Below are 26858 nucleotides of genomic sequence, written 5' to 3' on the forward strand. Positions count from 1 at the left end.
TGAGCATCACCGATTTGACCCGATATTCCCCGCTCTCAACCGCCGACGCCATCGCGAATAGCGGAGAAATAGCGGTCGGTTCCGACCTGCCCGCCCTTGAGGGCAATTTCCAGCCCATCGATCGCCTTAACGCTTGAATGCGCCACACAAAGCGGCGAGCCCGGCGATGCGGGCAGCGGCATTCGCACAGTCAGCGCGTCGACGCCCATCTGGCCAAGTGCATGGCTCGACGTGTCGCCGCCGGCGATGACCACGCGCAGCAGCTTCTCTTGAAGCGTCAGTTCGCGGAGAACCTCGCCAAGGCCACGGCCGAGCTTATGGCGGGCGCCTTCCCGGAGATCGATTTCAGCACCGCGGTCGGCCGCAGGTCCGAGCGCGGTGTAGAGGATGACGCTGCGCCCAGCCTGTAGGCTGGATCGCCCGGTTGCAACCGCGCGCGCAATAGCGTCGTTCGACGTCTCGGAAACCAGTTCGACCGGGTCGAGCTCGATCCCGTCGAAGCCATCGGCCAGAGCATGCCGGATCTGTCGTTCCGTCATCGGCGAGCAGCTCCCCGAGACCACGGCGATCCTGTCGGCAGCGCCCGGCGGCGAAAAGGCAGGTTTGGCATCCACGATCCGGTTCGATGCCCATTCGACCAGCAAGGCATATTCGATGCCCGAAGAGCCGACGACGAAATAACCGCCCGGCTTGCGAGCGCGCCAGATCTCCTTGCCGGCCAGCGCCTGGGTTTCCAGGCTGTCGACATCGACAAGCACGATACCTGTGCCATTCTCTACAAGCCGGTCGAATGCTTCCGACCGCAACGCAGACTGCAGCGTCGCCAGGTCGACCAGGCCCGAGCTGAGGTCGGTCTGGCGCGACAGATGGATCAGCAGGTCGGATTCGTCCATAGGCGTGGTCGGATGGCGGCTCATCACCGGATGGCGGTCTATGCGGAAATATTTTTCGAGATAGGCCGCGAACAGATGACCGAAGGCGGTGTAGCGCTTCAGCTGCGGTGCGCCGACCACCAGCGGCACGCTGTCTTGCCGGAAAACCGAGCGGCCGATCTCGATCGCCCGGCCGATGCTGCCGATCGCCGGGCTGGAATCGAAGGTCGAGCAGACCTTGTAGTGGCAGATCTCGGCGTCGACGGTCTTCAGCCAGGCGAAGGCATCTCGCAGATACGTGTCCATCCACAGCGGTGTCTCACTGCGGCTGGTGCCGGCAAGCCCGAGGGCGCGGCAATGCGCGAATTGTGAAAGCAGCGCCTCGTCCGGCCGGCGCATGAACAGCACGGTCGGCACGCCGCCGAGCTCGAGCGCCTCCATGACGTCGGTGGAGCCGGTCAGGTCGTCGCCATAGTAACTCAGAAGCAGGTTTTGCATGGCGTCAGGCCGCCTCGCCGCCGCCGAACTTCTCGATCGACCGCGCCAGCTCGACATGGCCCAAGGCATAATCCGCCAACGGAATGTCTTGGACCGCTGCTTGCCAGGCTTGCTGCACGGCGCGGACGCCGGCACCCGGCCCGTCCGGATGGCTGACGATGCCACCGCCGCAGAGATAGAGAAGATCGACCGTCCGGCCGGTTCGCTGGAAGGTTTCAGGCGCCTGCCCGCCCCACTGGCCGGAGCCGGCGACCGGCAATGCGCAATCGGCCGGCGAAAAGATCGGCGTGGTCACCGCCTTGAAGGATTCGACGAAAGACCAGTCGGGTTCCCAATATTTCGAGGCGATGCCGTTGATCTGGAACTGGTCGACGCCGAGCAGCCGCCAGAACTGCTGCCAGACCTTGAAATCCATGCCGAGGCCGGGATGACGGGTGAGAATGTCCCAGCCATTGCGGTGGGCATGGAGCACCAGGCTGGAGCGCTTTCGGAGGTAAGCCATGCCACCAAAGCCGATCGAATTGATGTTGACCACCGCGCAATTGCCGCCGGCCTTTGCCACCAGATCGTGGTTTCGCATCATCTCGTCGGGATCGGCATGTGAAATGCCGAAGGCATACATGACCTTCTTGCCGGTCTTCTGCTCGTGATCGAGGATCAGCGGCATGATTGCCCTCACCCGCTCCGACAGCGGTGAATAGGCCGGGCTCATCAGCTTCTCGTCGTCCTTGATGAAATCGACGCCGGCGACAATCAGCTCTTGCACCATCGCGGCCGTCTCGTGCGGACGGAGCCCCAGCGCCGGCTTGACGATGGTCCCGATGATCGGACGATCCGCGACACCGGTCAGTCTGCGGCTGCCCGTGACGCCGAATTGCGGGCCCGGATGCGCGCCCCGGTATTCCTCGGGTAGCTTCATGTCGACAACCCGGATGCCGGACAGATCCTTTATCGAAAAGGTGCCGCCAATGGCGATGGTCATCAGCGCCGACAGGTCGGTGCCGATGGCGTCCAGCGGAAAGGCGATGTCGACGTCGGCGCGCTTGACCGGGCCATTGTTTGCTTCGGGGCCGGGTTCCGGAAGAGACGGCCGATCCGCATCCGGCAGATGCCGTATCGCCAGGACGCGCGCCGCGACCCTGGCCTTGAGCTCTTCGGTCTCGCCGGCCAGCGCGACGAAGGTTCCGGTCGACTGGTCGCTTGCGATCTTGGCCGCCAGCGCCTCGATATTGCCCGGCGTTTCGATGCGATAGGTGAGAACAATCATATTCGCGCGGCCTGCCGGGGTGGTTCGAAAAAGGTTCCTTGGCCCTCGAAATCTGGTATAATGAGTACATAAGCATTGCAAGCCCTATCCGGCTTGGCAGGTAAGGGCGAGCCGGCAACAGGCGTTCCGGAATTCACGGCGGAAATGCTAGGTATAGGTCGGTCAAAGGAGTGATTCGCGACGATGAACCGTTCGGAGCCGATCGTCCGGCGCAAGCTTTCCGACGAAGTATTCTTGAGACTGAAGCGCCTGATCACCAGCGGCGAATTGCTGCCGGGTGACGACATGCCGTCGGAGCGCGAATTGATGGAGCGCTTCGAGGTCGGCAGGCCGGCGATCCGCGAGGCGATGCAGGCGTTGAGCAATATGGGGCTGGTCGCGATCTCGCATGGTGAGCGTGCCAAGGTGCTGCAGCTGACCGCCAAGTCGATCATCAAGCAGGTCGATGGCGCAGCCAAGATCATCCTGTCGTCATCGAAGGACACGCTCGAGCACCTCAAGAATGCGCGTATCTTCTTCGAGCGCGGCATGGTCAGGGAAGCCGCGGAGAAGGCAACTGCCGAGGACGTGCAGCGGTTGCGGGCAACGGTCGCAGAACAGCGCAGCCATCGTGGCGACTCGGAAGCCTTCATTTCCGCCGACATGAAATTCCATACCCAGATAGCGGCAATATCCGGCAACCCGATCTATGTCGCCGTCAGCGAGGCAATGCTTGGCTGGCTAAAGGAATACCACACCGAAATGCTGATCTGGACCGGCAAGGAAAAGTTCACGCTGACCGAGCACGAAGAGATCATCGGACGCATCGAAGCCAAGGATGCGGATGGCGCCGAGAAGGCGATGATCAAGCATCTCGAACGCTCGCGCGCGCTTTACGTGATGAACTCCGGCAGCTGAACTGGAGTAGAGGCCGGACCGGCGTACCGGCCAGGCCGTGTTCGCGGCCTACTGACTAACCACAGACCTGAGCCCGGACCGGCGCAGTTTCTGTTGCCGTCTGAATCCGATGTATGTGCCGCGTGTTTTCACTCAACGAGCATTTACATCTTCCCACCCATGGATTTCCGCGGGCCGCTTCGTCGGCAGCCCGCACGCGGCCATCCTGGAGGCGCCGCGCTTTTTCTGGAATTGGCAATTTTGACAAAAACTATGCTAGACGTGCCACTCGACGAGAACGCCTCCGGGAGAACCGCAATGGCTGACAGAAGCCTCCACGTCGTGATCTGGCTGCCGTCGAATTTCTATTCGGCCGTCGTCTCGACGCTCGTGGAAATGTTTCAGCTTGTGAATGACGTCTGCCGTTCACAGGTCCTTTCATGTGAGTTCGTTTCAAGGGGCGCGCCGTCGACATCAAGCACAGGAATTTCCTTCCCGACAAAGGCTCAACCATCCCGGAAAATGGATGTCCTGATTCTCATTGCGATGCCGGGTGTCGAGATCTCGGAGCTTCTGCGCTCACTGGACGACGAGAGTGAGCATTCAAAACCGCTGATCGCACTCGCGCAGCAGCAGGACGCAATCATCGCAGCACATTGCGGCGCGTGTTATCTGCTCGCCAATTCGGGACTATTGGACGGTAAACGCGCGACGATATCCTGGTGGCTGAAAGCCGAGGCAAGCCGCCGGTTTCCGCAAGTGCGATGGGACGCTTCCCGCCTGCTCATTCGCCAGGACCGCCTTTACACATGCGGAGGCGGGTTTTCCGGACTCGAACTCGCCAGGGCTTTACTCATCGATCTGGGCTTCTCGAAGGAGGAGCGGATCATTCGAAAACTTCTGGTTCTTCCTCCACCGCGCACATTCCAGAGTCCCTATGAATTTCCTCTCGACGAAATTTCGAACGAGGCCAGCCCATTCGAGAACAAGCTGCGCGAGCTCTCGAAAGACAAGATGGCGGAAATCGATCTGAAATTTCTCGCAACCGAATTGGGCATGTCTTCGCGAACCCTGTCTCGCCGATTTTTCGACGAACTCCAGACAACGCCGGGAAAATGGATCCAGGAAAGGCGGCTGGAGTTGGCAAAATCCATGCTTGAGGAAACGAAACTGAGTGTTTCAGAAATTTGCTATCGGGTGGGATATCAGGACGTCGCCTCGTTCAGCCGTCTTTTTTCCAAGACAACTGGAATGGCACCAGGCGAGTTTCGAAAGCAAATCCGGTGACAAGTCGGCAACGGAAGTGTTGCGGCTATCCATGAGCCTCGGCAATGAGTTCAGCCGATCCGGACGATTGCGTAGGGCGTCATCACAAGACGGTCTCGGCCCGGCGCGTTTCGCTGGATTTGGCGTGACGTTCGTCCATCCCAGATCTTTAGAGGACCCTGATCTGAGCCGAGCCCGGAAACGTCGACCGGAAAATCGTCCGGGGTAAGGTTCGCGAGCCAGACGATGATCTTGCCCATCTGGGAGCGGCCGGCCAGTGCCAGCACCCGCGTCTCATCAGTCGTTGTCGCCGCCACATGCGCATGGCCGGCCAGATCGCAAAGTCCTTTCACCGCGTGGAAAATCGGCCGGGGTGCACCTTCTTCGACAGGCTCGCCCGACGAGGCCAGTACGCCGAATGGTCCGGTGAAGTTGCAGAGCGTGAGCATTTCGAGCCCGGCCGGCGCAACGCGCGCGGCATAGCCGATCGTCCATGCGGCCCCGAACAGCCCCACATGGCGAGGGTCGCGGTCGGCCATGGCGATGCGCTGACGGTCGGGATTGGGCTTGGTCGCACCGCCATAAGGGTTCTGGCGCATGGCAATGGTCGACGGCCCGATCCGGTAAGGTTTTGTTCCGAAGATCGTCCTAACTGACGCCGTCATGAAAGGCAGTGTCTCCAGCGATTGCAAGACGCTGAGATCGTCGGCGGCATGCACGATCGGGCAGGTGCAATGCGTGACGAAATCGAGCGGATCGGCGGGGACGCGCTTGCGGTTCAACTCAGTGAAATAGCTGAACATGCCGCCGCCGAGGCGGATATCGGGGAAGGCGCGGCGGGCGGCAGAATAGACGTCTTCGAGCGGCGGGCATTGCGGCCACGCGCTGCCCGGTGGCGTCGACTGCCGGTCGACCGAGGGCGAGACGGCAATGGCCGAAAGCTTGAGCCCGGCCTGGCGCACCCTGTCGGCGACGCCTGAAAGCTCGGCGTCGAGATCGCCGTCGCCGGCAATGACACATTCGAGGGTTGTCCGGACCGGATAGGCGGCGGCGAGCCGGGCATAGGACCGCAAGGCGGCGAGCCCGTGGCCGCGCGTCGGGTCATAGTGGAACATCAACTGCTGCGGGCCAAGCTCGGACAGCACCGACAGCTTGCCCAGCGCCGCCTCGACCTCATCAGGGTAGATGATAACGCCGATATCCGGCAGCACCGGTCCAGCTTGGCCGAGCCTGACACGAATCGGTTCGGCGCTTGCCACGGCGGCCGGCACTTTCCCGGGACCCTCTACCCGCAAGCTGACGGTTTGGCGGAAGGTCTCGCCGGCCGGCAGCACGTATGGCCATGGCAGCGCGAGCGGCCGGACATAGGTCTTGTAGGAGGCATCCGACCAGTTGCGCTGGTCCTCCATCTCGAAGGTATCGCCTTCCATCCGGCATTCAGCGGTGACGCCGGGCCGGACCTCGTGGGTGATCGCCCGCAGATCCTTGAACGGCTGCCAGGGATCGATCAGCTCTGGAAGCCTGGTCGCGACCACGCTGCCATCGGTATGCTCGACCGTGACCGGGCTGCCGGCTAGGCCGGCGATCGGATGCAGGATGCAGAAACCGCAGCGATTGGTCTCGAAATCGTCGTCGGGAAGAGCGCTCACGTCGAAGACCAGTCGGCCATCGGCGGCGCCCTTGATGGTCGCACGGAAGTCGAGCCGGCTTCCCTCTGGCCCGAAACAACCTGCCGAATAGCTGACGGAGAAAGCGTCATCGCCCTGGTCGATTTCCAAATCGGTGAGCGTCGGCTCGTAGGTGCCCCAGTCGCGATCCCTGACGATGTAGGCGATGGCGCGCAGGACTTCGGTGTCGCCGTGCCGGATGGTGCGCAGATTGCCGTTGACGAAGTCCGCCGTCAGCGCGCCGGCGCGCAGCCTGACCGGTTCGGCTTCAACAGCACGTGTGCCATAGAGGAGGAAGGCGTCGGCTGTCATTTCAGCAAGGTGTCGAGTTGCACCGGCTCCCGGCTTGCGGCGCCGGCGTACGCTGCCTCGACCAGCGCCAATGTCTTGAGGTTGTCCGCGCCCGAGGTCGCGGGCTCGGTTCCGTTGGTCAGGCAATCGACCCAGTGCTTTTGAATGGCGACGACGCTTTCCTGGATGTTATGCCACGGCCGCGATGCCCAGGCCAGCAGCGGTGGCGAGACGTCGCTCACGACTGTCCCGCTCCGGCCGGTGACAGTGAGGCGGTAGCCCTGCGCCAGCCGGATCGTGCCGTCGCTGCCGTCGATCTCGATCAGCGTCTCGGGGAACGGCTCGGTAGCGAGCTTGCTGGCGTAGCTGCAGTCGACCACGGAAGTGGCGCCGCTCGTATGGTCCATCAGCATCGTCGCAACGTCCTCGCCGGCAATGCCAGGGTTGATGCGCGCCGTTCGCGCGGTGACCGTCGAGACGTCGCCCAGCAGGAAGCGGGCAATGTCGAGGCTGTGGATGCCGAGATCCTCGATGATGAAGCGCTTGCCCGTCGCCAGATAAGGCTGGCCGGAGAACACGTCATAGGCAGATCGGAACGAGATCCGGCCGAAGAAGGGAGCGCCGATTTCGCCGCTGTCCAGCACGGTACGCACTGCCTGGATCGGCGACTGCCAGCGAAAATTCTCATGCACCATCAGCGGCACGCCGGCGTCGGCGCAGGCCTTTACCATCGCCTGGGCGTCGGCAAGCGTCGGTGCAAACGGTTTTTGGCAGATTGCCGGAACGCCGTGCTGCGCCGCCATCTCGACGAGCATTCTGTGGCTTGGTGCGGTGGTGGCGATGTCGACGAAATCCAGCCTTTCGCCGGCAAACAGCGCTGACGCGTCCGTATAGCGCCGCGCAATCCCAAAATGGTCGCCGACGATCCGCAGCCGCTCCGGATCGCGGTCGCAGATGGCGGCGATCGAGGCACCCTCGACGTCACGCCAGGCATGCATCTGGTTGACGGCAAAGAAGCCGCAGCCGATCAGCGCTCCACGCAGCTCCGCCATATCAGCCGGCCTTTGCCATCTGCATCAGCGTCACCCGGCTCTGCAATCGGCGCTGTGCCTGGTCGACGACGACGGCGACGATGATGACGAGGCCCTTGATCACCATCTGCCAGAACGAGCTCACCCCCATCATCACCAGCCCGTCCGAAAGGATGCCGATGACGAAGGCGCCGACAATGGTACCGCCGATCGTACCACGTCCGCCCGACATCGAGGTGCCGCCAAGCACTGCCGCGGCAATGGCATTCAACTCGAAGCTCTCTCCAGTCGCGGGATGCGAGGCCATCAGTTCGGACGAGATGATCAGCCCGACGATCGCCGCGCAGAAGCCGGAGAACATGTAGACGAACATCTTCACCATGTTGACGCGGACGCCTGAAATCCGTGCCGCCCGCTCATTGCCGCCCACGGCGAAGATGTGGCGGCCGAGCGGGGTATATTTGGCGAGATAGGCCGCCCCTAGCGCAACGACGAGCAAAATCCACAGCGCGACCGGCAGGCCGAGCAACCGGCCGGCGCCGAGGAAGCCGAACCCGGTGGTACCAAGCTCCGGCTTGCCGACGAGATTGGGGAAGGTACGGCCGTCCGACGACAGCAGCGCCAGGCCGCGCGCGACATAGAGCACGCCGAGCGTGGCGATGAACGGCGCAACGTTAAGCCTGGTGATCAGCAAGCCGTTGACGGCGCCGATCAATATGCCGACGGCAAGCGTGATCAGTGCGATCTCGAAGACGTTGAAATAGATGGTGTAGCCGACCTGCAGGTCGATGCCGTTGAGCACGAGATAGCCGGCCACCATGCCGCACAGGCCGACGATCGAGCCGACCGACAGGTCGATGCCGCCGGTGATGATGACGAAGGTCATGCCCATTGCAAGGAATGCGTTCAGCGCCACGTGCTTCGACATCAGGATAAGATTGGCGGCCGATAGGAAATTGGGGGCAGCTATCGAGAAGAATAACAGCACGGCGATCAGCGCGATGAACGTCCTCGCCTTCATCAGCATCAGCAGGACCGAGCCGCTCGACTTCGAGGTGACCGCCGCCTTGGCTGGGATGTCAGTCATGCGCCTTGCTCTCCGTGCGAGACCGGTCCGTGGCCGAGGGCCGAGGCAGCGACGAGCGCGGCCTCCGTCGCCTCTGCGCGATCGAACATGCCGGTCAATTTTCCATTGCTCATCACTGCGATGCGGTCGGACAACGCCATCACCTCATCGAGATCGGAGGTGGCAAACAGGATCCCCAGGCCGTCGCGCGACAGCTTGCGCATGGTCCGGAACACGTCGGCCTTGGCGCCGACGTCGATGCCGCGGCTGGGCTCGTCCATCAGCAGCACCTTCGGTCCGGTGAGCAGCGCCTTGCCGATCACCACCTTCTGCTGGTTGCCGCCCGACAGCGACGAGACTTCCTGCGCCGGATCGGCGACCTTGATCGCCAGTTCGCGCACCGTCCGGGTCACCGCCTGTCTTTCGGCGGCACCACGAATGTGGAATAGGCGCACGAAACGTGACAGGCTGGCCAGCGTCAGATTGCTGGCGACGGAGAGGATCGACACCAGCCCTTCGCGCTGGCGGTCTTCGGGGATCAGCGCCAGGCCGCGCCGGATGCGCCGCGTCGTGTCGCGCTCGTGCACTTTTTTGCCGGCAATGAATATCGTGCCGGTCGAATGGCCGTGGCGGCCCATGATGCAATCGAACAGCTCGCTGCGTCCGGCGCCCATCAGGCCATAGATGCCGAGGATTTCGCCGGCGCGCAGCGATAGCGAGACGTGATCGACCGCAAGCCCGCCGGTGACGCGCGGCAGGCAAATGTCCTCGGCGCGGAATATTTCCTCGCCCGGCACATGACCGTCGGCCTTGGCGAAGTCCTTGGCGTCCGAGCCGATCATCTGCCGCACGATCCACTGGGTGTCGACGTCTTTCATCTCCGCCTGGCCGGTGATGCGCCCATCGCGCAGCACGGTGATGGTGTCGCCGATGCGGATCAGTTCCTCGAGCCGGTGCGAGATGTAGACGATTGCCACGCCACGCGCCTTGAGGTCGGCAATCACCTTGAACAGGATCTCGACTTCCGCCGCGCTGAGCGCCGAGGTCGGCTCGTCCATGATGAGGATGCGCGCATCGAGCGAAACCGCCTTGGCGATCTCGACCAGCTGCTGCTGGCCGATGCGCAGATCCTCGACCAGCATATCGGGCCGGATGCCGGCTTCCAGGCGTTCAAGGAACTCCGCCGCGCGGCGCTCCTGCTCCTTGCGGTCGATCTTGCGGAAACGATTGGTGATCTCGCGGGTGGCGAAAATGTTTTCGGCGACCGTCAAATTGCCGAACAGGTTCAGCTCCTGGAACACCATGCCGATGCCGCGGCTTACAGCATCACCCGATGACGAGAAGGAAACCTCCTCGCCGTCCAGCAGGATGCGCCCGAGCGTCGGTTGCTCGACACCGGCGATGATCTTCATCAGCGTCGATTTGCCGGCTCCGTTTTCGCCGACCAGCACGTTGACCGCGCCTTTGCGCACCTCGAAATTCGCCCGCTTGACCGCGACGGTGCCGGAATAGACCTTCGAGACATCCTCCAGCTTCAGGATGACATCTTGATCGCCGCTCATGGCTTCGGCCCGATCTCTGCCTCCGCCGGCGTCACCAGCGGAAGGTCCTGGCCAGTGCCCGGCGTATAGGCGCCAAGTACCTCGACGCTGCGGCCCTGGAGTGTCTCGCGCGGCAGCTTGGAAAGCACGGTCTTGTCGGCGTAGGCGTTGAAAGCCTTGCCGAACTGGGCGAAGTCGATCTGGTTGGTGAAATCGTTGAACTGGATGAAGTCGAGGCTGTCGCGCAGCGCGGTTCCGCGCATGGCGGGTCCGATCTGCACCCGCGCATCCGCCTTGCCGTCGCCGTCGGCATCGATGTCCATCGTCGCCGCGCGTGACTGTGTATTGGCTGCAACGACCTTGCCCATGAGCCGAACCGCGAAGGTCCATGGCGAATTCGCCTGCTTCTTCGGATTGCCGTATTTGGCGCCGGCGGCGGCGGGGTCGGCCTTGGCCAAGGCATGCACCTCGGCAAACGGCCCGGCCTTCTGCTGCAGATAGGGTACCACTTTCGCCGCCCAGATGTCCTCGACCATCTTGTCGGGATTGAACGCGGAGCCAGTGCCGCCGTTTTCTGCTGACGGTGTCGGCAGGATCTTGCAGGCGGTCAGGCTGACTATAGCTGCAAGGAGCGACGTGACAAGGATCGGCCGGGTCAGCGTGTTGAACATGTCGGCTCGTTCGGCATGGCGGTCAGGAGCACCCAGAGAAATGGAAGCAAGGGCGAAATGGAAGCAAGGGACGAACCGGAGGCTCGTCCCTTGCTGCTTGATGTTACGCCGGCTCAGTTGGTGAGCGCGAACGTCTCCAGCTTGGCGGCATTGTCGCCATTGACCAGGACGCAGTCCATCAGCTGTTTTTCTTCGGCGGGAGTCTTTTTGTTCTTGATGAAGTCGTTGGCCTGCTCGACAGCCATCTGCGCCTGCGCGAAGGCCGGCTGCAGGACTGTCGCCTTGATGCCGCCGGAGGTGATCGAGTCGCGCACGTCGTTCGAGCCGTCGAAGCCGACGACGATGACGTCCTTGCGGCCGGCAGCGGCAAGTGCCGCATAGGCGCCCATCGCCATCGTGTCGTTGCCGGAGATCACGCCCTTGATATCGGGATTGGCCTGGAGGATGGATTCCATCTTTGAATAGGCCTCGGTCTGGCTCCAGTTGGCCGACTGCTGCGCCACCATCTTCAGGTCCGGATAGTCGTCGATGACGTCGTGGTAACCCTTGGAGCGGATGCCGGCATTGGTGTCGGATTCCTTGCCGACGAGCTCGACGAAATTACCCTTTTCGCCCATCAGCTTGACGAATTCCTGCGCGCCGAGCTGGGCGCCCTGATAATTGTTGGAGACGATCTGCGCGACGGCAACGCCGGTGGCATTGATCTCGCGATCGATCAGGAAGGAAGGAACGCCTGCGTCCTTGGCCTTCTGCACCGCGGCGACGGTGGCGTCGGCGCCGGCATTGTCGAGGATGATCGCCTTGGCGCCGCGGCCGATCGCGGTGTCGATCAATTCCGACTGCTTGTTGGCGTCGTCGTCATGGACGAGCACCAACGCCTCGTAGCCGAGTTCCTTGGCCTTGGCCTCCGCGCCGACAGCTTCCGCCTTGAAGAACGGATTGTCATGCGAGGGCGTGATGATGGCGATCAAATCCGCCGCATAGGCGGGTGCGGCGGTGCCAAGCGCCAGCATGCCGGCAAAAGCTGCAAGCGTCATTCTGCGTGTCAGTTTCATGTATTCCTCCCGTTGAAAATCCGTGCCTTGTCGCAAGGCTATATGCATTCGATTTCGTTAGCGGGCGTAGACGGCGGGTCGCGTCAGATTCACAAGCCTTGGCCGGCTTCACCCCGACGGACCGCTTCCCCTATCCTCCACTCATCCAGCTCCTGAGCCTGCTGCGAAGCTTGACGATCCGATCCATCGAACAGCTAAGCCAACTGGTATAATGAGTCAATGACAATTTCAGGTGACATGTTCCGGTGAACGCGTCGCTGCCCTCAAGTGATGCGCTGAATGCTCGCGGCAATCTCCTCCGGCTCGAACACCCGCTTCCAGTCGTCGCGCATCAGCACCGGCTTGCCGAACTCTATCGCCTTGTTGCAGGCGTCGGAGAACACACCTTTGGTTTCGCCGAAGATGACGGCGCCAAGCACGTTCATATGGCCTAGCAGGAAATCGAGCGCCGCCTGCTTGTCGACCCCGCGCGCCACCACCTCGTCGACCGCCTCTTTCATGACGACGAGCAGCGAGGCGCATACCGTTTCCGAAAGGCCGGGCTCGAGCAGCGCCATCTGATCGACAGTGACGCGATGGGAGCGCATGACCGGAGCCCAGATGATCTTGGCGATCGCCTCACCCTTGGCGAAATCTTCCTCCGGTCCCTGCATCAAGGCGCTGACCATGTGCTGCTTGGCCTTGACGCCGCCGAAATAATCCTTCTTGGCCGCCATGTCGGTCTCGTCGTTGAAGATCGGCGGATGGCACGGGTGGGTGACGAAATAGGTCAGGTCCGGCCGCTCCGGCAAATGCCCGGCGAAAGGTGCCGCGGCGTCGAGCACGACGACCATCGTGCCTGATGCAAGCTTGCTCTCGACACTCGCCGCGACCTTGCCGATGTGCGTGTCCGGCACCGCCAGGATCACCACATCGGCGCCATCAAGCGCCTCATCGGCGCTGACGGCATCGATGCCGAGGCCCGACTTCAGCCGCTCGCGGCCGGCGTCGCTGACCTCGACATGGCGTATTGTATAGGGAGATCCGCGAAAATTGGTCGACAGACGGTAACCCATTTTGCCGCCCGCACCAAACAGCGCAATCGTTGTCATGTGTCCGTTACTCCTGAATTCCAACGACGGCCCTGCCGATCGTCATCCCATTGACTTGTATGCACATTACCGCCGGTTGGCGGATTAGAAAACGCAGGGGAGCCGCCGCTCGAATGACGATGCCATGGACGATGTCTCGGGCGCCCGGATGTCCAGCACAGCGCAGCTACGCGGAGCATGCTACCTCAGGTACACATTATACCAGCATACCAAATTGGCAAGCGGCCATGGCACGGCTCTGACCACTTCTTGGCCGTCGTTTACCTCCTGTTCAACGGCAAGGAGCGATCATCGCGCTGAACTGCCGACCGGCGGGATGATTCGCAGCCGACAAAGGCCCATGCTCGAAACTTCACTCTACAGCCCGGTCAAGGCCTTCCTGGAAGGCCTTGGATTTATGGTCAAGGGCGAGATCGGCGGCTGCGATCTGCTGGCGCTGAGTGCCGACTCTCCACCGATCGTCGTCATCTGCGAGCTGAAGCTGACGTTCAACCTTGAGCTGGTCCTCCAAGGGGTCGACCGTATGGCGGCGAGCGACGAGGTCTGGCTCGCGGCATGCATGTCGGCGCGTGGCAAGGGCCGTGAGAGCGATGTGAGATACCGCAATCTCTGCCGTCGCCTCGGCTTCGGCCTGCTTGGCGTGCGACCGAACGGCGAGGTTCAGGTGCTGCTCAGCCCGACGGCATTGGCTCCGCGTCGCGATCCCCGGCGTCGCTCGAAGCTAATTGACGAACATCGGCGTCGGCAGGGCGATCCTGTCGCCGGCGGCGGCTCGCGTGCGCCGATCATGACCGCCTATCGCCAGCAGGCACTGGCATGCGCCGCAGCCCTCGCGGATGGCCCGAAACGGCCGCGTGACTTGAAGCCCAACCTGCCGAACGCGCCCAAGATCCTGCTGCACAATGTGTATCGCTGGTTCGCACGCACCGATCGCGGGATCTACGAACTGACCGCTCAGGGCCGTGAGGCGTTGCAGCGCTGGCCGCAGCCCGATCGCGGCCACACCGCTGCCTGAGACAGCCAACGCCGGATTTCGCGCCCTGCTTTCCGCGACAATCACGGCTTTCGGCCAGACGGCACTCAGTACAAGACAGCACCTCAGTCACGGAACCATATTTCGACACGATGGTTTTGTCGTCACCGAATTGATCGTCCGCTGAGCAAACGGAAGGAACGGCCATGCGCCTATCGACGACAATTGCCACACTTTCGGCACTGGCCCTTGCCTCGCCGGTCTATGCGCAATCCGTGGGACCAGAGCTTGCCCCTGTCCCGCCGACGGCGCCGCAAACCCTGCCAGAGCAAGCCACGCCCGAAGGGACCACACCCGACCAGGCTACACCTGACCAAGCCTTCTCCGCCCAGAATTTCACCGCAGTGACAATCGTGGCGATGGAGGATCTGCCTCCTGACATCAAGGCACAGGCGGAGGCCGTCGTCACCCAGACCAGCGCCGAGGATTTGCGCATCCTGCAAAGTTCGATCGACGCATCGCCGCAGGCGGCATCGGCACTGGCGGCGAACGGGCTTAATTCCACGCAGGTCGTGGCGGCCAATATCGACGGCGACGGCACGCTCACGCTGATCATCCAGACGACGACGTGAGCGGCTGAAAGCGGACAAGCCGGTTCCGGCACGGAACCGAAGTCCGCCTGATCGCGGAGGACTGTCATGGCCGAGGCTGCAGTTCGCAACTTCACCATCAATTTCGGGCCACAACATCCCTCCGCTCACGGCGTGCTGCGGCTGGTGCTCGAACTCGACGGCGAGATCGTGGAACGCGCCGATCCCCATATCGGCCTGCTGCATCGCGGCACCGAAAAGCTCATCGAGTACAAGAACTACCTGCAGGCCTTGCCCTATTTCGACCGGCTCGACTACGTCGCGCCGATGAACCAGGAGCATGCATTCTGTCTCGCTGCCGAGAAGCTCCTCGAAATATCGGTTCCGAGACGCGGGCAGCTCATCCGCGTGCTTTTCTGCGAAATCGGCCGACTCTTGTCGCACCTCCTCAACGTCACCACGCAAGCCATGGACATCGGCGCGCTGACGCCGCCGCTCTGGGGTTTCGCCGAGCGCGAGAAGCTGATGGTCTTTTATGAGCGCGCGTCCGGTGCCCGCATGCACGCGAATTATTTCAGGGTCGGCGGCGTGCATCAGGATCTGCCGCCGGAACTCCTCGACGACATCTGGAAGTTCTGCGATCCGTTCCTCAAGGTCTGCGACAATCTCGACGAACTGTTGACCGAGAACCGCATTTTCAAGCAGCGCAATGTCGATGTCGGCGTGATCGGCCTCGATGATGCCTGGGCCTGGGGCTTTTCCGGCGTGATGGTGCGCGGATCGGGCGCGTCCTGGGACCTGCGCAAGGCGCAGCCATACGAATGCTATTCGGAGATGGATTTCGATATCCCGGTCGGCAAGCATGGCGACTGCTACGACCGCTATCTCGTCCGCATGGAGGAAATGCGCCAGTCGGTCCGGATCATGCGGCAATGTCTGGAAAAGTTGCGCTCACCAGAAGGTCAGGGGCCGGTTGCGATCCCGAACCACAAGATCACGCCGCCGCCGCGCGCCACGATGAAGCGCTCGATGGAAGCGACGATCCACCACTTCAAACTTTATACCGAAGGCATTCGCGTGCCGAGCGGTGAAGTCTATGCCGCCGTCGAGGCGCCGAAGGGCGAGTTCGGCGTCTACCTCGTGTCGGACGGAGGCAATGTTCCCTACCGGTGCAAGATCCGCGCACCTTCCTTCGCCCACCTGCAAGCGATGGATTTCCTGTCCCGAGGCCATATGATCGCCGACGTTGCCGCGATCATCGGCTCGCTCGACATCGTGTTCGGAGAAATCGACCGCTAGTTTAGCCAGGTCGCAGGATCTTCCCCGATCGCAGGATCATTCGTCGTTAGTAGCCGCGCAGGCAGGCCTGGACGGCGCTCGAACGCCCGTCCGGCGATGGCCCTCAATTGCGGCAGGCCAACCCAAATTCTCGCATCAAAGACAGACGCATGGCCGCGACAAGGCGCAGCCAAGCGTCGAGGAGTTTCACAATCTGCGCGGCCTGACGGGGCACGAGCCCTTCCAAGTTCGGAAGCGCTCTCCACGGCGCGGAAAGAACGCGTGTTCCGCCGTTCCTCGTACCGCGTCAATGCACGATCAAGCCCTTCATCCAGGCAACAAATCTGTTGCCGCGAACTATCCCGCGCACCCTGGCAGCGGCCCATCTCGCTTGCATCGTAGCGCCGACATGGCAATGGCAGACGATTTGGTGCAACTGCCGGTCGCTCAGTTCGAAGAAGCGCTTTGCCTCACCATAGGTATCATCGCTGAGGCCCATGGCACGCAGAACCGGATCCTCGAAGGCGACAGTGAGCGGCGTCCCAGCGCCACGCGATCTGTCGCGCGCTTCCCTGTTCATATATTCGGTGCCTGGAAGCGCCCCAAGGCATCGCGTCGGGTTTTGTTCGAGAAGTTCCGCCCAACGTTCAATCCGCTGGGTTCGGCTCATCGCCGGATACGCCGCGAAGGACTCAACTTCCGCGACGGCCTGCAGTTGGTCGAGTGTTTGATGTTTCATGGTCGGCTCCTGTCGACAGGTGAATTCGCCCACGCCTATATGAGCAATTATCGCGCCGTCGAGCGCTGACAAGGCCGGACCGCCGCAACATGAGGCGTACGGATCACCTGCCCGGTGAAGCGGCGCTCGAATTCCAACGCGCCCCCGCCTGTGTTCGATGTCGACCCGTTAACCGAACCCGGTTCCAGACAGGAACTTTTGCGGAAGCTTGCCGTTTGGCTTTGCGTCCGCTTCGGCGGCTGCAATATCAGTCTTGAAAGCAATTCCATTGGACACGAAGCCTCAACGCGTCGAGCAAGACGTCGAGCCTGTAAATGAAACCCGGGAGCAACCGGCTCCGGTTCGAGAATCTCGTGAGCGATCGGCAGAGCCCCGGCAGGAAAAACCCGACGGGAACGCCTCGCAACGAAAGGCCGGTCTGCTCGGCTTTCCCAAGCGCCATCCCTATGCGGCTGCAGCCATCGCGCTTGCGCTGTTGCTCGTCGCGGCAGGCATCGCGATCTGGTGGCTGAACGCTCGCCAGTACGAATCGACCGACGACGCCTTCATTGACGCCCGCACGGTGACGATCGGCGCTCAAATAGCCGGCCGCATTACCGAGCTGGCGGTTACCGACAATCAGCATGTACAGGCGGGCGATGTCCTCCTGCGTATCGACGACAGCGACTATCAGGCAAACCTGAAGCAGGCCGACGCCGGCGTCGCCGCGGCCGAGGCCGAAATCGTCAATGTCACCGCCCAGATCGAGGCTCAAAACGCAAAGGTGAACGCTGCCCAGAAACAGGTTGCACAGGCCAAGGCAGCGCTTGATTTCGCCAAGGCCGAGGATCAACGCAACCGCGAACTCCTGGCCAGGGGCACGGCAACGCAGCAGCAGGCGCAGCAGGCGGCATCGACGTTGCGTCAGGACCAGGCTGCGCTGGACAGCGCCGAGGCTAACGTCACCTCGGCAAAAAGCCAGGTTTCGGTCTTGCAGGCACAGGCCAGGAGCGCCGAGGCGAAGCTCGATCAGGCCAAGGCCAGCCAGGAGCAAGCCCGCACGACGCTGTCACGCACGACCATCACAGCACCCGCAGCCGGGCGGGCAACGAGCATTTCGGCCGCGAACGGCGCCTACGCCCAACCCGGCCAGGTATTGATGATGTTCGTTCCCGACGAGGTCTGGGTGAAGGCCAATTTCAAGGAGACGCAGCTCGACCTGATGCGGCAGGGACAGCCGGTCGACATCGACATCGACGCCTACCCGGACAAGTCCTTCCATGGCCGCGTCGACAGCATCCAAGCCGGCAGCGGCACCGCCTTCAGCCTCCTGCCGGCTGAAAATGCCACCGGCAACTACGTCAAGGTGGTGCAGCGCGTGCCGGTCAAGATCGTCTTCGACAAGCCACCGGATGTGCTTCTCGGGCCAGGCCTGTCGGTGGTGCCGACGGTCAAGGTGCGATGAACGGCGAAGCCGCCAGAAATCAGGGCGAAAGCCGATCCGCCGCCGGGACACGCAATCCCTGGCTTATCGCCATCGTCGTCTCCATCGCGACTTTCATGCTGGTGCTGGACACCTCGATCGCCAATGTCGCCCTGCGCAACATCGCCGGCAGCCTGGCGGCCGGAATTGATGAAAGCACCTGGGTGATTACCACCTATCTCGTTGCCAACTCGGTGATCATCCCAGTCAGCGGCTGGCTGGCAAGCGTCATCGGCCGCAAGCGCTACTACATGCTCTGCGTGGCGACCTTCACCGTCGCGTCGCTGCTATGCGGACTGGCGCCCAACCTGGAACTGCTCATCCTGTTCAGGGTCCTTCAGGGCCTCGGCGGCGGCGGTATGGCGCCAAGCGAGCAATCGATCCTTGCCGACACCTTTCCGCCTGAAAAGCGCTCGCAAGCCTTCGCACTTTACGGCATTGCCGTCATCGTCGCACCGACGGTCGGGCCGACGATCGGCGGCTGGCTGACAGACCATTTCTCCTGGCACTGGATCTTCTTCATCAACGTGCCGTTCGGCATCCTGTCGCTGGCCCTGGTGCAATGGCTGGTGGTCGAACCGGACGTCCTCAAACGCGAACGCAAGGAACGGCTGAAAGGCGGCCTGAAGATCGACGGGGTCGGCTTCGTCCTGGTGGCGATAGCCTTGGGGTGCCTGGAGATATTTCTCGATCGGGGCCAGCGCTACGATTGGTTCGCCTCGGATTTCATCACCACTTTCGCAGTGATTTCCGCGATCGCGTTCCTGCTGCTTATCCCATGGGAACTCAGTCGCAGCGATCCGGTCGTCGACATGCGCCTATTGTTCACGCGCCAGTTCGGCACGGCCTTCCTGGTCATGATGGCGGTCGGTGCAATCCTGTTCAGCACCACCCAGATCGTGCCGCAGCTGCAGCAGACGACATTTGCCTACACCGCGACGCTCTCGGGCCTTTCGATGATGCCGGGCGGCATCGCCATGCTGATCTTGATGCCGGTGTCCGGATTTGTAGGCAGCATCGTGCAGCCTAAATACCTGATCATGATGGGCATGTCGGTGGTCGCAGTGGCCCTTTGGCATATGACCTCGCTTACCCCGGACGCCAGCTTCCGCTTCTTTGCCTTTGCCCGTGTTTTCCTGATGGTCGGACTGCCGTTCCTGTTCATTCCCATCTCGACCGCGGCCTATGTTGGCCTGCCCCCGCAGAAGACCAACCAGGCATCGGCGCTGATCAACGTTGCACGCAATATCGGCGGCAGCATCGGCGTCTCGCTGTCCAACACCGTCATTGCGCAAAGCTCCCAGATCCATCAATCGAACCTGGTCGGCCACACCGCGCAATCGTCGCCCGCCTATCAGCAGGCGCTTCGGCAGGCGACCGATCATTTCGTCGCCCAGGGTTCGCCGATGGTCGAGGCGAAGCAGCAGGCGATCGGCTGGCTTGGTCAGTTGATCGCCCGCCAGGCCACGCTGCTCGCCTATGTCGATGTCTTCCGCTACTGCGCGGTGGCAACCGCCCTGCTGGTTCCGCTGGCGCTGCTGCTGCGGTCAAGCAAGTCGCGCGGCAGCCAGCCGAATCCCGAAATGGGCTGACCGGCAAGTGCGACGTTGTGGTTCCAAGAACGAGGAAGCCGGGAACCAGCTGACCCGTTGCGTTGTTCTGCGCCAAGAGGAGATGACTACGATGGCCACTATTCCCACACCCGAGCCAACACCGACCCCGGTGCCACCGCCTCCCATCCCCGATCCCAAGCCCGTGCGTGAGCCGGACCCCGACAGGCTCCCCGACGAGGATCCCGTTCCCAACCCGGATGAAAACGACATTCCACCGAAGCGGATGGCTGTTACCCGGCAATTGCCGTGATCGTTCTGCAGTGTGCACTGACGATTGCTTGCGCCAGTGGCGCCGCCTGTCAGATTTCGAGCATGGCGTAGGGGCGGCCGGTCGGCTTGGCGACGTGCATGGCAACGTTATAGACCGGCGCTCCGCCCGGCGTGCGGCCCTCGTAGGCGCCGCGATGCGCATGACCATGCACCACCGCGCTGACCTGGAACCGGTCTATTGTCTCGGCCAGGCGGGACGAACCGAGAAACGGGAAGATCTCCAGCGGTTCGCCTTCGACCGTCTCAACGACAGGCGCGTAGTGCAGAACGACAAGCGTGCGTTTGGCGCGGACCTGCCGCATCGCGTTTTCAAGCCGCATCGCTTCGTTCACGCTTTCCGCCACCATCGACTTGATCGCCGGTTCGCCGAAGGAGCCGAGCATGCGCGATCCAAAACCGCCAACGAAGCCCTTGACCCCAACGAACCCGACCTCGTGAATCTCTGTCGCCTCACCGTCGAGCAGGTGAACGCCCGCCTGGCGTAGAATGTCGGTGACCTGGTCGACGGCGCCTGACTCATAGTCGTGGTTGCCAAGTACGGCGACGACCGGGATCGTGCAGGCACGCAGTTCCTCGGCAAGGATTTCGGCCTCCCGAGGCTTGCCGAGATTGGTAAGGTCACCCGTCAGCACGAGAACCTGGGCTTCACGCGACATCTCGCCGAAAAGATCGCGGTACGAGGCCTGGTCTTCCTTGCCGACATGCAGATCGCCAATGGCGGCGACTTTGAGTGCGCTGACGTTTTCCGCCTTTGCCGAAGCAGTTTCGAGCTCGTCAGCCATTGCTATGTTCTCCTTCACCGCCGACGTCGGCAAAGCCCCAGTCCTTGACGTCGATCTCATAGTCGGTTCGTGAAAGCATGCGCCCACGGCAGATTTTCATCCGGGAAGGTGGCAATTCGCGCTGCTTGGCCAGCCGGTCCAGCAGCTCATCGAGCAGCCAGGCGGGTACGCGGCCCCGCTCCGACGGATAGATCCATCGGAAGTTCAAGAGATGCATCAGCAGAACTTCCCAATGAACTTCCATGTAGGAAAGCAGCCTTTGCCAGTCGATCTGGTCGTGCGTCTTGAGGATGGTGTGCGAAACGTCGGCGCCATCGTGGCGGCCGCGGTCCTGGATGAAACATTTGGACCAGACAAGCTCGGTGGGACCGATGATCCGCACCTGGCTGCCCAGCAATTCGCCCTGACGGGCGTGCTCCAGCCACTGGTCGTCGACCGGCATTGTGCCGTTCATCGAGGCGAAAATGACGTCGAAAAAATGCGTCCCCCTGAACACTTTGCCAAGCCACCGGTCGTCCTCGACGACGACGGCGTAACCGATCCGCTTGAAATGGGCGAGGATGCGCGGGCAGTCGCCGGCCTTGCAGAAAATGTCGAGATCCTTGGTCTGGCGGGTGATCCCGGTATAGGCGCTTACGGCATAGGTGCCGGCGACGAGAAAGGGGATGCCGGTCGCGACCAGCTCGCGGATCGCTTCGATATAAAAGACCTCCGCTTCGGCATTGCGAAGCGTCGGGGCGGCCTTTGGATCGACCGACGGGACAGATGCCGGGATAGCGCTTTCCGGTGGGGGATTGATGATCATAAGCAAAGGCTCCTGGCCCGGCAGACCAGCAGCCGCCTGTATCTAATAGCCAAGCATGCCCGATGGTTCCGCCGTTGCGCGCCACTGCCGCTCTTGCCTTCCGCATCAGGTGGACGCGCCGCCGTGGCAGGCCTTCCAAGAGCTCATGGCCGTCGGCTGCGGCCGCAGCGCCAAAAAGACATGTGAGCGGTCATTTTTGAGGTCAAGATCGCAGCGCGGTCACCCTCAGGCGCGTCGAGGCGGAGTAGGCCCGCTATCATCCTCGGGTTCGGACAGGATTGGCTTCAACATGGTTCCCGAGCTGTCGGAGGCGCTGCGCACCCGGCGCAAAAGCCACTTGAGCGCACGCGGCCAGACCGACGCTGTTTGCCGGAAAGCTGCGGGCGGCGTGGCGAAAAGGCCATTCTCCATTTTGTAGTTCCTCACTGTCTCGGTCCAATCAGCGTTCTTCAACGAGCAAAACTGGTGTTGGTTCCGCGTCGCCGTCGGGGAACGCCGGCTGGCCAGGCGAAGCCACCATTATGGCTTCGAGCAGGCTAGTCTCGTGCGGCAAGATCAGCGCCTCGCGAGATCAGGTCCTCGGCGACCCAGTCGAGGAATTCAGCTGCCAACCGGCGGGATTCAGCTGGTATCCTGATGCGCCGGCTCTGGACACGGTCCGCGAAGGCTGAAATTGTCACCGGTATTTCCAGTTGCAAATTTGGTTGGGCTCGGCGGGGATGGCGCTGGTTTCTGAAGACATTGCCAGCCATCCGGCATTGCGTCGGCATGTCCAGGCTCAGTCGCGAACGCTGCTCCAGACCTATGAAGCGAACCCGCGGCTGGCCTCCGTATTCGCCACCCAACAACGTTGGCTGATGGCCCATATCGGCCTTGCCCTGTATTTCGATCGAGAGCCGGACGATCATCGCAAGGGACTTACGTCCGCACGGTTCATGGACGATACCTGCCGGCATTTGGTTGCCAGCCGCAACACCGCCGACGCCTTCCTGAAGGAGATGCTGCATTACGGTTTCATCCGGCTTCTGCCGATCAAATACGGGCGCATCCGTCCCTTTGAGCCGACCGCGGGCACTCTGGAGACGGTTGCCGGCTGGGTCATGGCGCATCTGAAAACGCTGGACAGCCTGGACAGTGGATCTCGACTGGCTGCATTCGTCGCACAACCGGACGTGCTCGCCAAATTGCAGCCGCTGGTGGCCGACGGCCTGCTTTCGTCGCATGCCGTGCGCGAGCCGAGACAGACTTTTTCCTTATTCACCTGGCTCGACAATGGCGGCATCGTCATGGATTGGCTGATGTCCGGCGTCGATCCCGATCATGCCGATCTGGACCGAATTCCGACCGGTGTCGTCTCAATCCGGGATTTCGCGAACTGGCTCAAGCTTTCCGGACTCACCTGTCGCGCAAATTGCGCGATGCCGAGGAACTCGGCAGCATCGGCTGGCTGGGCCAGCGCGGTCATTCGGTCATGTGGGTGTCGAGCGAGTTCTATCAGGAATACATGACCGCCCAAGCGGTCAAGCTCGCCATCATCGATGCAGCCTTCGACGATTGTGTCGTAACTTCCGAAGCCAGCTGAACAGCGAGTCGAACGTCTTCGTCGCGGTGTTGGCGCCACCGCGACGAAGGTCCGGCATTTCAATCGATGTCGAACGACACGCCCTGCGCAAGCGGCAGCGCCTTGGAGTAGTTCACCGTATTGGTGGCACGCCGCATATAAGCCTTCCAGGCATCGGAGCCGCTCTCGCGGCCGCCGCCGGTCTCCTTCTCGCCACCGAAGGCACCGCCGATCTCGGCCCCTGACGTGCCGATATTGACGTTGGCGATACCGCAGTCCGATCCTTCGACGCTAAGAAAGCGTTCGGATTCCTGCAGGTCGCGGGTAAAGATCGACGATGACAGCCCCGCTCCCACCGCATTGTGTTCTTCCAGCACGGCGTCGAAGTCGGAATATTTCATCACATAGAGGATCGGCGCGAAGGTCTCCTCCGTCACTGGCGAAACCTGCCGCGGCATTTCGACCAGCGCCGGACGCACATAGTAGGCCTCGGGATGGCCGTTCTCGACCCGCATTCCACCGGTTATCTTACCGCCATGCGAAGCCGCCTCCTCCAGCGCCTTCTGCATGTTCTCGTAGGCAGCCTTGTCGATCAGCGGGCCGACCAGAGCGCTTGTCTCTAGCGGATTGCCGACCGAGACGCTTTCATAGGCCTTCCTTAACCGCGGCAGCAAAGCATCATAGACGCTCTCATGCACGAACAGGCGCCTGAGCGTCGTGCAGCGCTGGCCGGCCGTGCCCATGGCGCCGAAGGCGATGGCGCGGAGCGCCATGTCCAGATCGGCCGTCGGGCAGACGATGCCGGCATTGTTGCCGCCGAGCTCCAGCACGGCATGGGCAAAGCGCTTCGCCAGCCGCGGTCCGACGTCCCTGCCCATGCGCGTCGAGCCGGTCGCCGAGACCAGCGGCACCTTGGGATGATCGACCAGAATCTCGCCGACGGCGCGATCGCCGATCAGAACCGGCGCCAGCCCCTTCGGCGCATCGCCGAAACGTTCTGCTGCACGCTTGAAGATCGCTTCGCAGGCGAGCGCCGTCAGCGGTGTCTTCTCGGACGGCTTCCACACCACCGCGTCGCCGCAGACCAGCGCAAGTGCCGCGTTCCACGACCACACCGCGACCGGGAAATTGAAAGCCGAGATGACGCCGACGACGCCGAGCGGATGCCAGGTTTCCATCATGCGATGACCGGGGCGCTCGGTGGCGATCGTCAAGCCGTACAACTGCCGGGAGAGGCCGACGGCGAAATCGCAGATGTCGATCATCTCCTGCACTTCGCCAAGACCCTCGGACGGGATCTTGCCGACTTCGATCGATACCAACCGGCCAAGCTCGGCCTTGTGTGTGCGCAATTCCTCGCCGAGCAACCGCACCAGCTCGCCACGCTTGGGAGCCGGTACCTGCCGCCACGCCAGGAAAGCCTTGTGGGCATTGTCGATGGTCGTCGTCGCATCGGCCGGTGAGATGGTCTTCAGCGCGGCGATCTGCTCGCCGGTCACCGGGCTGCGCACGATGAGGTCGCCGCCCGTAAGCGCGCCCTCGGCAACGCCCAGTTTCGCCAGAAGCCCGGCCGTTTCCTTCGCAATCGTCATTTCGTTTCGTCCCTTTCAGATCCCGTCGCTCATATGGCGTCGGTCCAAGCTTTTCGCCATACCGGTTCCCCGCCGGTCGGCACACCAGGCGCTGTCGTGGCGTGGCATTACGCGTTTCAGGGAGAAATCGCCACCCCGGCATGGTCCAAGCCGGCGTCCGACTGTTGAACCAGCCAGATAGGGCGAATTAGAGCAATTCCAGGAAAAGTGTGAACGGTTTTCCGTCCGGAATTGCGTCAAAACAAAGAGATAGAGCGCTTCACCGTTTCTGTGAAACGTGAAGCGCTCTAGTGTGCCGTCTGCGCGGCTCCCCGCACGGCGCTGTCTTTCATCAGCCGGTCGATATGCATGCGGATATGCGCTGCCTCGGCGGCCGTATTGGCAAGCGCGATGGCGCGGTCGAAAGCGACGCGCGCCTCCTCGCCGCGGCCAAGCTGCATCAGCAGTCCGCCCTTGAGGCCGAAGAAATGGAAATAGCCGGAAAGCCTTCCCTCCAGCGGCTCGATCATGGCGAGTGCGGCTTCCGGTCCACGCACCTTGGAGACCGCGACGGCGCGGTTGAGCGTCACCACCGGCGACGGCTGCATCTGCTCGAGCAGGCCGTATAGCAGGTCGATCTCGTTCCAGTCCGTATCCTCGGGCTTTTCCGCCCGCGCATGCAGTGCGGCGATCGCCGCTTGCACCTGGTAGGGACCGGGCTTGCGATGGCGCAACGCCTTGTCGACCAGCGCCAGGCCTTCATCGATCATCTTGCGGCTCCACAGGCTGCGGTCCTGGTCTTCGAGCAGCACGATCTCGCCGTTCTCGTCGAAGCGGGCAGGCGAGCGTGCATGCTGCAGCAGCAACAGCGCCGTCAGCCCCATGATCTCCGGCTCGGTCTGGAACAGCCTGAGCAGCAGGCGGGCCAGCCGGATCGCCTCTTCGCAAAGCGGCGCACGCGCCGCAGCCTCGCCGCTGTTGCTGGAATAACCTTCGTTGAAGATCAGGTAGACCATGGCGGCGACGGCGGCGAGCCGTTCGGAGCGCTCGACCGCTCCCGGCGTCTCGAATGGCACCCCGGCGTCGGCGATACGCGCCTTGGCGCGCGTGATACGCTGCTCCATGGCGCTTTCACCGACGAGGAAGGCGCGGGCGATCTGCTTGACCGTCAGGCCGGAGACGATGCGCAACGCCACCGCGATCTGCTGTGTGGCCGGCAGGTCGGGATGGCAGCAGATAAACAGCAGCCGCAAAATATCGTCGCGGTAATGCGCCCCGTCCAGCCGCTCGGCGACGTCGCTCTCGGCATCTTCCAGATCGGAGATCTGGTCTTCCTCCGGCAGCGGCGCCTGCTTGGCGCGCTTGCGCACCGCATCGATGCCGCTGTTGCGGCCGACGAAGATCAGCCAGGCTGCAGGATCGCGCGGCGGACCGTTTTTCGGCCAGTTGTTCAGTGCCCTCAGGCAGGCGTCCTGGAATGCTTCCTCCGCCGCGTCGAGGTCGCGGAAGTAGCGCAGCAATGCCCCCATCACCTGCGGGCGAGCGGTGCTGATTGCCGTGCTGATCCAGGCGAGTTCGGTCATGCGGAAACCTTGGCGGGATTGAAGAGCGAGACCGGCCGGATTTCATAGGAGCCGCCGCTCGGGTTGACCTCGGAAAGCTCGCGCGCAAAGTCGACGGCCTCATCGAGGTCGGCGCATTCGAGCGTGTAGAAGCCGAGGAACTGTTCCTTAGTTTCGGCAAACGGGCCGTCGATGACGATCGATTCGCCCTTGACCTTCCTCAGCGTCGTCGCCGCGGTCGTCGGCAGGAGCCGCGCCACCGGGCCAAGCCGGCCCGCCTGGGCATATTTTTCCTGCACACCGATAAGCTTTTCCATGACTGCATCGTCCTGCTCCTTGCTCCAGGAGCAGACGACGTCTTCAGAGGCATAGCAGAGGATCGCGTAGAGCATGGGTCGTCCTTTTCTTTATCAAAGGACGAAACACTAGGACCGATGCCGACATGGCGTCGACAAAAAAA

At 62.4% G+C, this 26858-nt stretch carries 23 protein-coding genes and 1 pseudogene; 8 read left to right on the plus strand and 16 right to left on the minus strand.

Going from position 1 to position 26858, the window contains the following annotated elements; genetic code table 11:
* Positions 1–35: 35 nt before the first annotated feature.
* Complete coding sequence (locus AC0L2Y_RS19890; RefSeq protein WP_473558869.1) at positions 36–1370, minus strand: four-carbon acid sugar kinase family protein; 1335 nt, start codon at positions 1368–1370, stop codon at positions 36–38.
* A 4-nt stretch (positions 1371–1374) separates the two neighbouring features.
* Positions 1375–2637, minus strand: coding sequence for a 3-oxo-isoapionate-4-phosphate decarboxylase OiaX (gene oiaX / locus AC0L2Y_RS19895; protein ID WP_473558871.1), 1263 nt, complete (start codon positions 2635–2637; stop codon positions 1375–1377).
* A 183-nt stretch (positions 2638–2820) separates the two neighbouring features.
* Here oiaX and AC0L2Y_RS19900 point away from each other — a divergent pair, with 183 nt between their 5' ends.
* Positions 2821–3534, plus strand: coding sequence for a transcriptional regulator NanR (locus tag AC0L2Y_RS19900; protein WP_292663135.1), 714 nt, complete (start codon positions 2821–2823; stop codon positions 3532–3534).
* Between the two features lie 297 nt (positions 3535–3831).
* Positions 3832–4800, plus strand: coding sequence for a GlxA family transcriptional regulator (locus AC0L2Y_RS19905; protein ID WP_473558874.1), 969 nt, complete (start codon positions 3832–3834; stop codon positions 4798–4800).
* A gap of 50 nt (positions 4801–4850) precedes the next feature.
* Here the strand turns inward: AC0L2Y_RS19905 and apnL are convergent, their stop codons facing one another.
* The 7 genes from apnL to AC0L2Y_RS19940 form a co-directional block, all read right to left on the minus strand.
* Positions 4851–6758: a D-apionate lactonase gene (gene apnL / locus AC0L2Y_RS19910; protein ID WP_473558876.1), complete on the minus strand. Its 1908-nt coding sequence runs from the start codon at positions 6756–6758 to the stop codon at positions 4851–4853.
* Positions 6755–7789 (minus strand): Gfo/Idh/MocA family protein, encoded by a 1035-nt coding sequence (locus tag AC0L2Y_RS19915; RefSeq protein WP_473558878.1) that lies wholly within the window; start codon positions 7787–7789, stop codon positions 6755–6757. The genes apnL and AC0L2Y_RS19915 overlap by 4 nt, the downstream gene beginning before the upstream one ends.
* Before the next feature lies 1 nt (position 7790).
* On the minus strand, positions 7791–8855 hold the full coding sequence (locus AC0L2Y_RS19920; RefSeq protein WP_352488819.1) for an ABC transporter permease: 1065 nt from the start codon (positions 8853–8855) through the stop codon (positions 7791–7793).
* Entirely contained in the window at positions 8852–10396 is a 1545-nt protein-coding gene (locus tag AC0L2Y_RS19925; protein WP_352488818.1) for a sugar ABC transporter ATP-binding protein, read from the minus strand. The genes AC0L2Y_RS19920 and AC0L2Y_RS19925 overlap by 4 nt, the downstream gene beginning before the upstream one ends.
* On the minus strand, positions 10393–11046 hold the full coding sequence (locus AC0L2Y_RS19930) for a DUF2291 family protein (RefSeq protein ID WP_473558881.1): 654 nt from the start codon (positions 11044–11046) through the stop codon (positions 10393–10395). Before AC0L2Y_RS19930 ends, AC0L2Y_RS19925 begins: the two co-directional genes overlap by 4 nt.
* Before the next feature lie 113 nt (positions 11047–11159).
* On the minus strand, positions 11160–12101 hold the full coding sequence (locus AC0L2Y_RS19935; RefSeq protein ID WP_352488816.1) for a D-ribose ABC transporter substrate-binding protein: 942 nt from the start codon (positions 12099–12101) through the stop codon (positions 11160–11162).
* A 263-nt stretch (positions 12102–12364) separates the two neighbouring features.
* Positions 12365–13192 carry a phosphogluconate dehydrogenase C-terminal domain-containing protein gene (locus AC0L2Y_RS19940; protein ID WP_352488815.1) on the minus strand — a complete coding sequence of 276 codons (828 nt, stop codon included), beginning with the start codon at positions 13190–13192 and terminating at the stop codon, positions 12365–12367.
* A 340-nt stretch (positions 13193–13532) separates the two neighbouring features.
* Here AC0L2Y_RS19940 and AC0L2Y_RS19945 point away from each other — a divergent pair, with 340 nt between their 5' ends.
* The 3 genes from AC0L2Y_RS19945 (at position 13533) to AC0L2Y_RS19955 (ending at position 16054) form a co-directional block, all read left to right on the plus strand.
* The gene (locus AC0L2Y_RS19945) at positions 13533–14207 is read left to right on the plus strand and encodes a DUF2161 domain-containing phosphodiesterase (protein ID WP_352565162.1); all 675 of its coding nucleotides are present in this window, start codon (positions 13533–13535) and stop codon (positions 14205–14207) included.
* A 164-nt stretch (positions 14208–14371) separates the two neighbouring features.
* Positions 14372–14797, plus strand: a complete 426-nt coding sequence (locus AC0L2Y_RS19950) for a hypothetical protein (protein ID WP_352448156.1) — start codon at positions 14372–14374, stop codon at positions 14795–14797.
* A gap of 66 nt (positions 14798–14863) precedes the next feature.
* On the plus strand, positions 14864–16054 hold the full coding sequence (locus AC0L2Y_RS19955) for an NADH-quinone oxidoreductase subunit D (protein WP_352564946.1): 1191 nt from the start codon (positions 14864–14866) through the stop codon (positions 16052–16054).
* 286 nt (positions 16055–16340) lie between these two features.
* On the opposite strand, the gene AC0L2Y_RS19960 is transcribed toward AC0L2Y_RS19955, so the two are convergent.
* A complete protein-coding gene (locus AC0L2Y_RS19960) occupies positions 16341–16772 on the minus strand; it encodes a hypothetical protein (RefSeq protein WP_352565160.1) in 432 nt (143 codons plus the stop codon).
* A 268-nt stretch (positions 16773–17040) separates the two neighbouring features.
* Here AC0L2Y_RS19960 and AC0L2Y_RS19965 point away from each other — a divergent pair, with 268 nt between their 5' ends.
* Together AC0L2Y_RS19965 and AC0L2Y_RS19970 are read left to right on the plus strand one after the other, a co-directional pair.
* Positions 17041–18216, plus strand: a complete 1176-nt coding sequence (locus tag AC0L2Y_RS19965) for an HlyD family secretion protein (RefSeq protein ID WP_473558885.1) — start codon at positions 17041–17043, stop codon at positions 18214–18216.
* Positions 18213–19826 carry a DHA2 family efflux MFS transporter permease subunit gene (locus AC0L2Y_RS19970; protein WP_473558887.1) on the plus strand — a complete coding sequence of 538 codons (1614 nt, stop codon included), beginning with the start codon at positions 18213–18215 and terminating at the stop codon, positions 19824–19826. The genes AC0L2Y_RS19965 and AC0L2Y_RS19970 overlap by 4 nt, the downstream gene beginning before the upstream one ends.
* Positions 19827–20146: 320 nt before the next feature.
* Here the strand turns inward: AC0L2Y_RS19970 and AC0L2Y_RS19975 are convergent, their stop codons facing one another.
* The 3 genes from AC0L2Y_RS19975 to AC0L2Y_RS19985 form a co-directional block, all read right to left on the minus strand.
* Positions 20147–20899 carry a metallophosphoesterase family protein gene (locus AC0L2Y_RS19975; protein WP_473558889.1) on the minus strand — a complete coding sequence of 251 codons (753 nt, stop codon included), beginning with the start codon at positions 20897–20899 and terminating at the stop codon, positions 20147–20149.
* Positions 20892–21704, minus strand: a complete 813-nt coding sequence (locus AC0L2Y_RS19980; RefSeq protein ID WP_473558891.1) for a nucleotidyltransferase family protein — start codon at positions 21702–21704, stop codon at positions 20892–20894. Before AC0L2Y_RS19980 ends, AC0L2Y_RS19975 begins: the two co-directional genes overlap by 8 nt.
* A 536-nt stretch (positions 21705–22240) precedes the next feature.
* Positions 22241–22384: a hypothetical protein gene (locus AC0L2Y_RS19985; RefSeq protein WP_473558893.1), complete on the minus strand. Its 144-nt coding sequence runs from the start codon at positions 22382–22384 to the stop codon at positions 22241–22243.
* 39 nt (positions 22385–22423) lie between these two features.
* On the opposite strand from AC0L2Y_RS19985, the pseudogene AC0L2Y_RS19990 reads away from it, so the two are divergent.
* A pseudogene (locus tag AC0L2Y_RS19990) lies at positions 22424–23286 on the plus strand (hypothetical protein).
* Positions 23287–23345: 59 nt separating this feature from the next.
* On the opposite strand, the gene amaB reads toward AC0L2Y_RS19990, so the two are convergent.
* From amaB to AC0L2Y_RS20005, 3 genes are all read right to left on the minus strand, one after another.
* Complete coding sequence (gene amaB, locus AC0L2Y_RS19995) at positions 23346–24857, minus strand: L-piperidine-6-carboxylate dehydrogenase (protein ID WP_473558895.1); 1512 nt, start codon at positions 24855–24857, stop codon at positions 23346–23348.
* Positions 24858–25144: 287 nt separating this feature from the next.
* Complete coding sequence (locus AC0L2Y_RS20000) at positions 25145–26419, minus strand: RNA polymerase sigma factor (protein ID WP_473558898.1); 1275 nt, start codon at positions 26417–26419, stop codon at positions 25145–25147.
* On the minus strand, positions 26416–26790 hold the full coding sequence (locus AC0L2Y_RS20005; protein WP_292663532.1) for a YciI family protein: 375 nt from the start codon (positions 26788–26790) through the stop codon (positions 26416–26418). Before AC0L2Y_RS20005 ends, AC0L2Y_RS20000 begins: the two co-directional genes overlap by 4 nt.
* Positions 26791–26858: the final 68 nt, after the last annotated feature.

It is taken from the genome of Mesorhizobium sp. WSM4830 (assembly GCF_055811495.1).

What these genes read in the sequence shown, in the direction of transcription:
- AC0L2Y_RS19890 (WP_473558869.1), bottom strand. Translation starts at nt 1,370, where the DNA reads ATGCAAAACCTGCTTCTGAGTTACTATGGCGACGACCTGACCGGCTCC.
- oiaX (WP_473558871.1), bottom strand. Translation starts at nt 2,637, where the DNA reads ATGATTGTTCTCACCTATCGCATCGAAACGCCGGGCAATATCGAGGCG.
- AC0L2Y_RS19900 (WP_292663135.1), top strand. Translation starts at nt 2,821, where the DNA reads ATGAACCGTTCGGAGCCGATCGTCCGGCGCAAGCTTTCCGACGAAGTA.
- AC0L2Y_RS19905 (WP_473558874.1), top strand. Translation starts at nt 3,832, where the DNA reads ATGGCTGACAGAAGCCTCCACGTCGTGATCTGGCTGCCGTCGAATTTC.
- apnL (WP_473558876.1), bottom strand. Translation starts at nt 6,758, where the DNA reads ATGACAGCCGACGCCTTCCTCCTCTATGGCACACGTGCTGTTGAAGCC.
- AC0L2Y_RS19915 (WP_473558878.1), bottom strand. Translation starts at nt 7,789, where the DNA reads ATGGCGGAGCTGCGTGGAGCGCTGATCGGCTGCGGCTTCTTTGCCGTC.
- AC0L2Y_RS19920 (WP_352488819.1), bottom strand. Translation starts at nt 8,855, where the DNA reads ATGACTGACATCCCAGCCAAGGCGGCGGTCACCTCGAAGTCGAGCGGC.
- AC0L2Y_RS19925 (WP_352488818.1), bottom strand. Translation starts at nt 10,396, where the DNA reads ATGAGCGGCGATCAAGATGTCATCCTGAAGCTGGAGGATGTCTCGAAG.
- AC0L2Y_RS19930 (WP_473558881.1), bottom strand. Translation starts at nt 11,046, where the DNA reads ATGTTCAACACGCTGACCCGGCCGATCCTTGTCACGTCGCTCCTTGCA.
- AC0L2Y_RS19935 (WP_352488816.1), bottom strand. Translation starts at nt 12,101, where the DNA reads ATGAAACTGACACGCAGAATGACGCTTGCAGCTTTTGCCGGCATGCTG.
- AC0L2Y_RS19940 (WP_352488815.1), bottom strand. Translation starts at nt 13,192, where the DNA reads ATGACAACGATTGCGCTGTTTGGTGCGGGCGGCAAAATGGGTTACCGT.
- AC0L2Y_RS19945 (WP_352565162.1), top strand. Translation starts at nt 13,533, where the DNA reads ATGCTCGAAACTTCACTCTACAGCCCGGTCAAGGCCTTCCTGGAAGGC.
- AC0L2Y_RS19950 (WP_352448156.1), top strand. Translation starts at nt 14,372, where the DNA reads ATGCGCCTATCGACGACAATTGCCACACTTTCGGCACTGGCCCTTGCC.
- AC0L2Y_RS19955 (WP_352564946.1), top strand. Translation starts at nt 14,864, where the DNA reads ATGGCCGAGGCTGCAGTTCGCAACTTCACCATCAATTTCGGGCCACAA.
- AC0L2Y_RS19960 (WP_352565160.1), bottom strand. Translation starts at nt 16,772, where the DNA reads ATGAAACATCAAACACTCGACCAACTGCAGGCCGTCGCGGAAGTTGAG.
- AC0L2Y_RS19970 (WP_473558887.1), top strand. Translation starts at nt 18,213, where the DNA reads ATGAACGGCGAAGCCGCCAGAAATCAGGGCGAAAGCCGATCCGCCGCC.
- AC0L2Y_RS19975 (WP_473558889.1), bottom strand. Translation starts at nt 20,899, where the DNA reads ATGGCTGACGAGCTCGAAACTGCTTCGGCAAAGGCGGAAAACGTCAGC.
- AC0L2Y_RS19980 (WP_473558891.1), bottom strand. Translation starts at nt 21,704, where the DNA reads ATGATCATCAATCCCCCACCGGAAAGCGCTATCCCGGCATCTGTCCCG.
- amaB (WP_473558895.1), bottom strand. Translation starts at nt 24,857, where the DNA reads ATGACGATTGCGAAGGAAACGGCCGGGCTTCTGGCGAAACTGGGCGTT.
- AC0L2Y_RS20000 (WP_473558898.1), bottom strand. Translation starts at nt 26,419, where the DNA reads ATGACCGAACTCGCCTGGATCAGCACGGCAATCAGCACCGCTCGCCCG.
- AC0L2Y_RS20005 (WP_292663532.1), bottom strand. Translation starts at nt 26,790, where the DNA reads ATGCTCTACGCGATCCTCTGCTATGCCTCTGAAGACGTCGTCTGCTCC.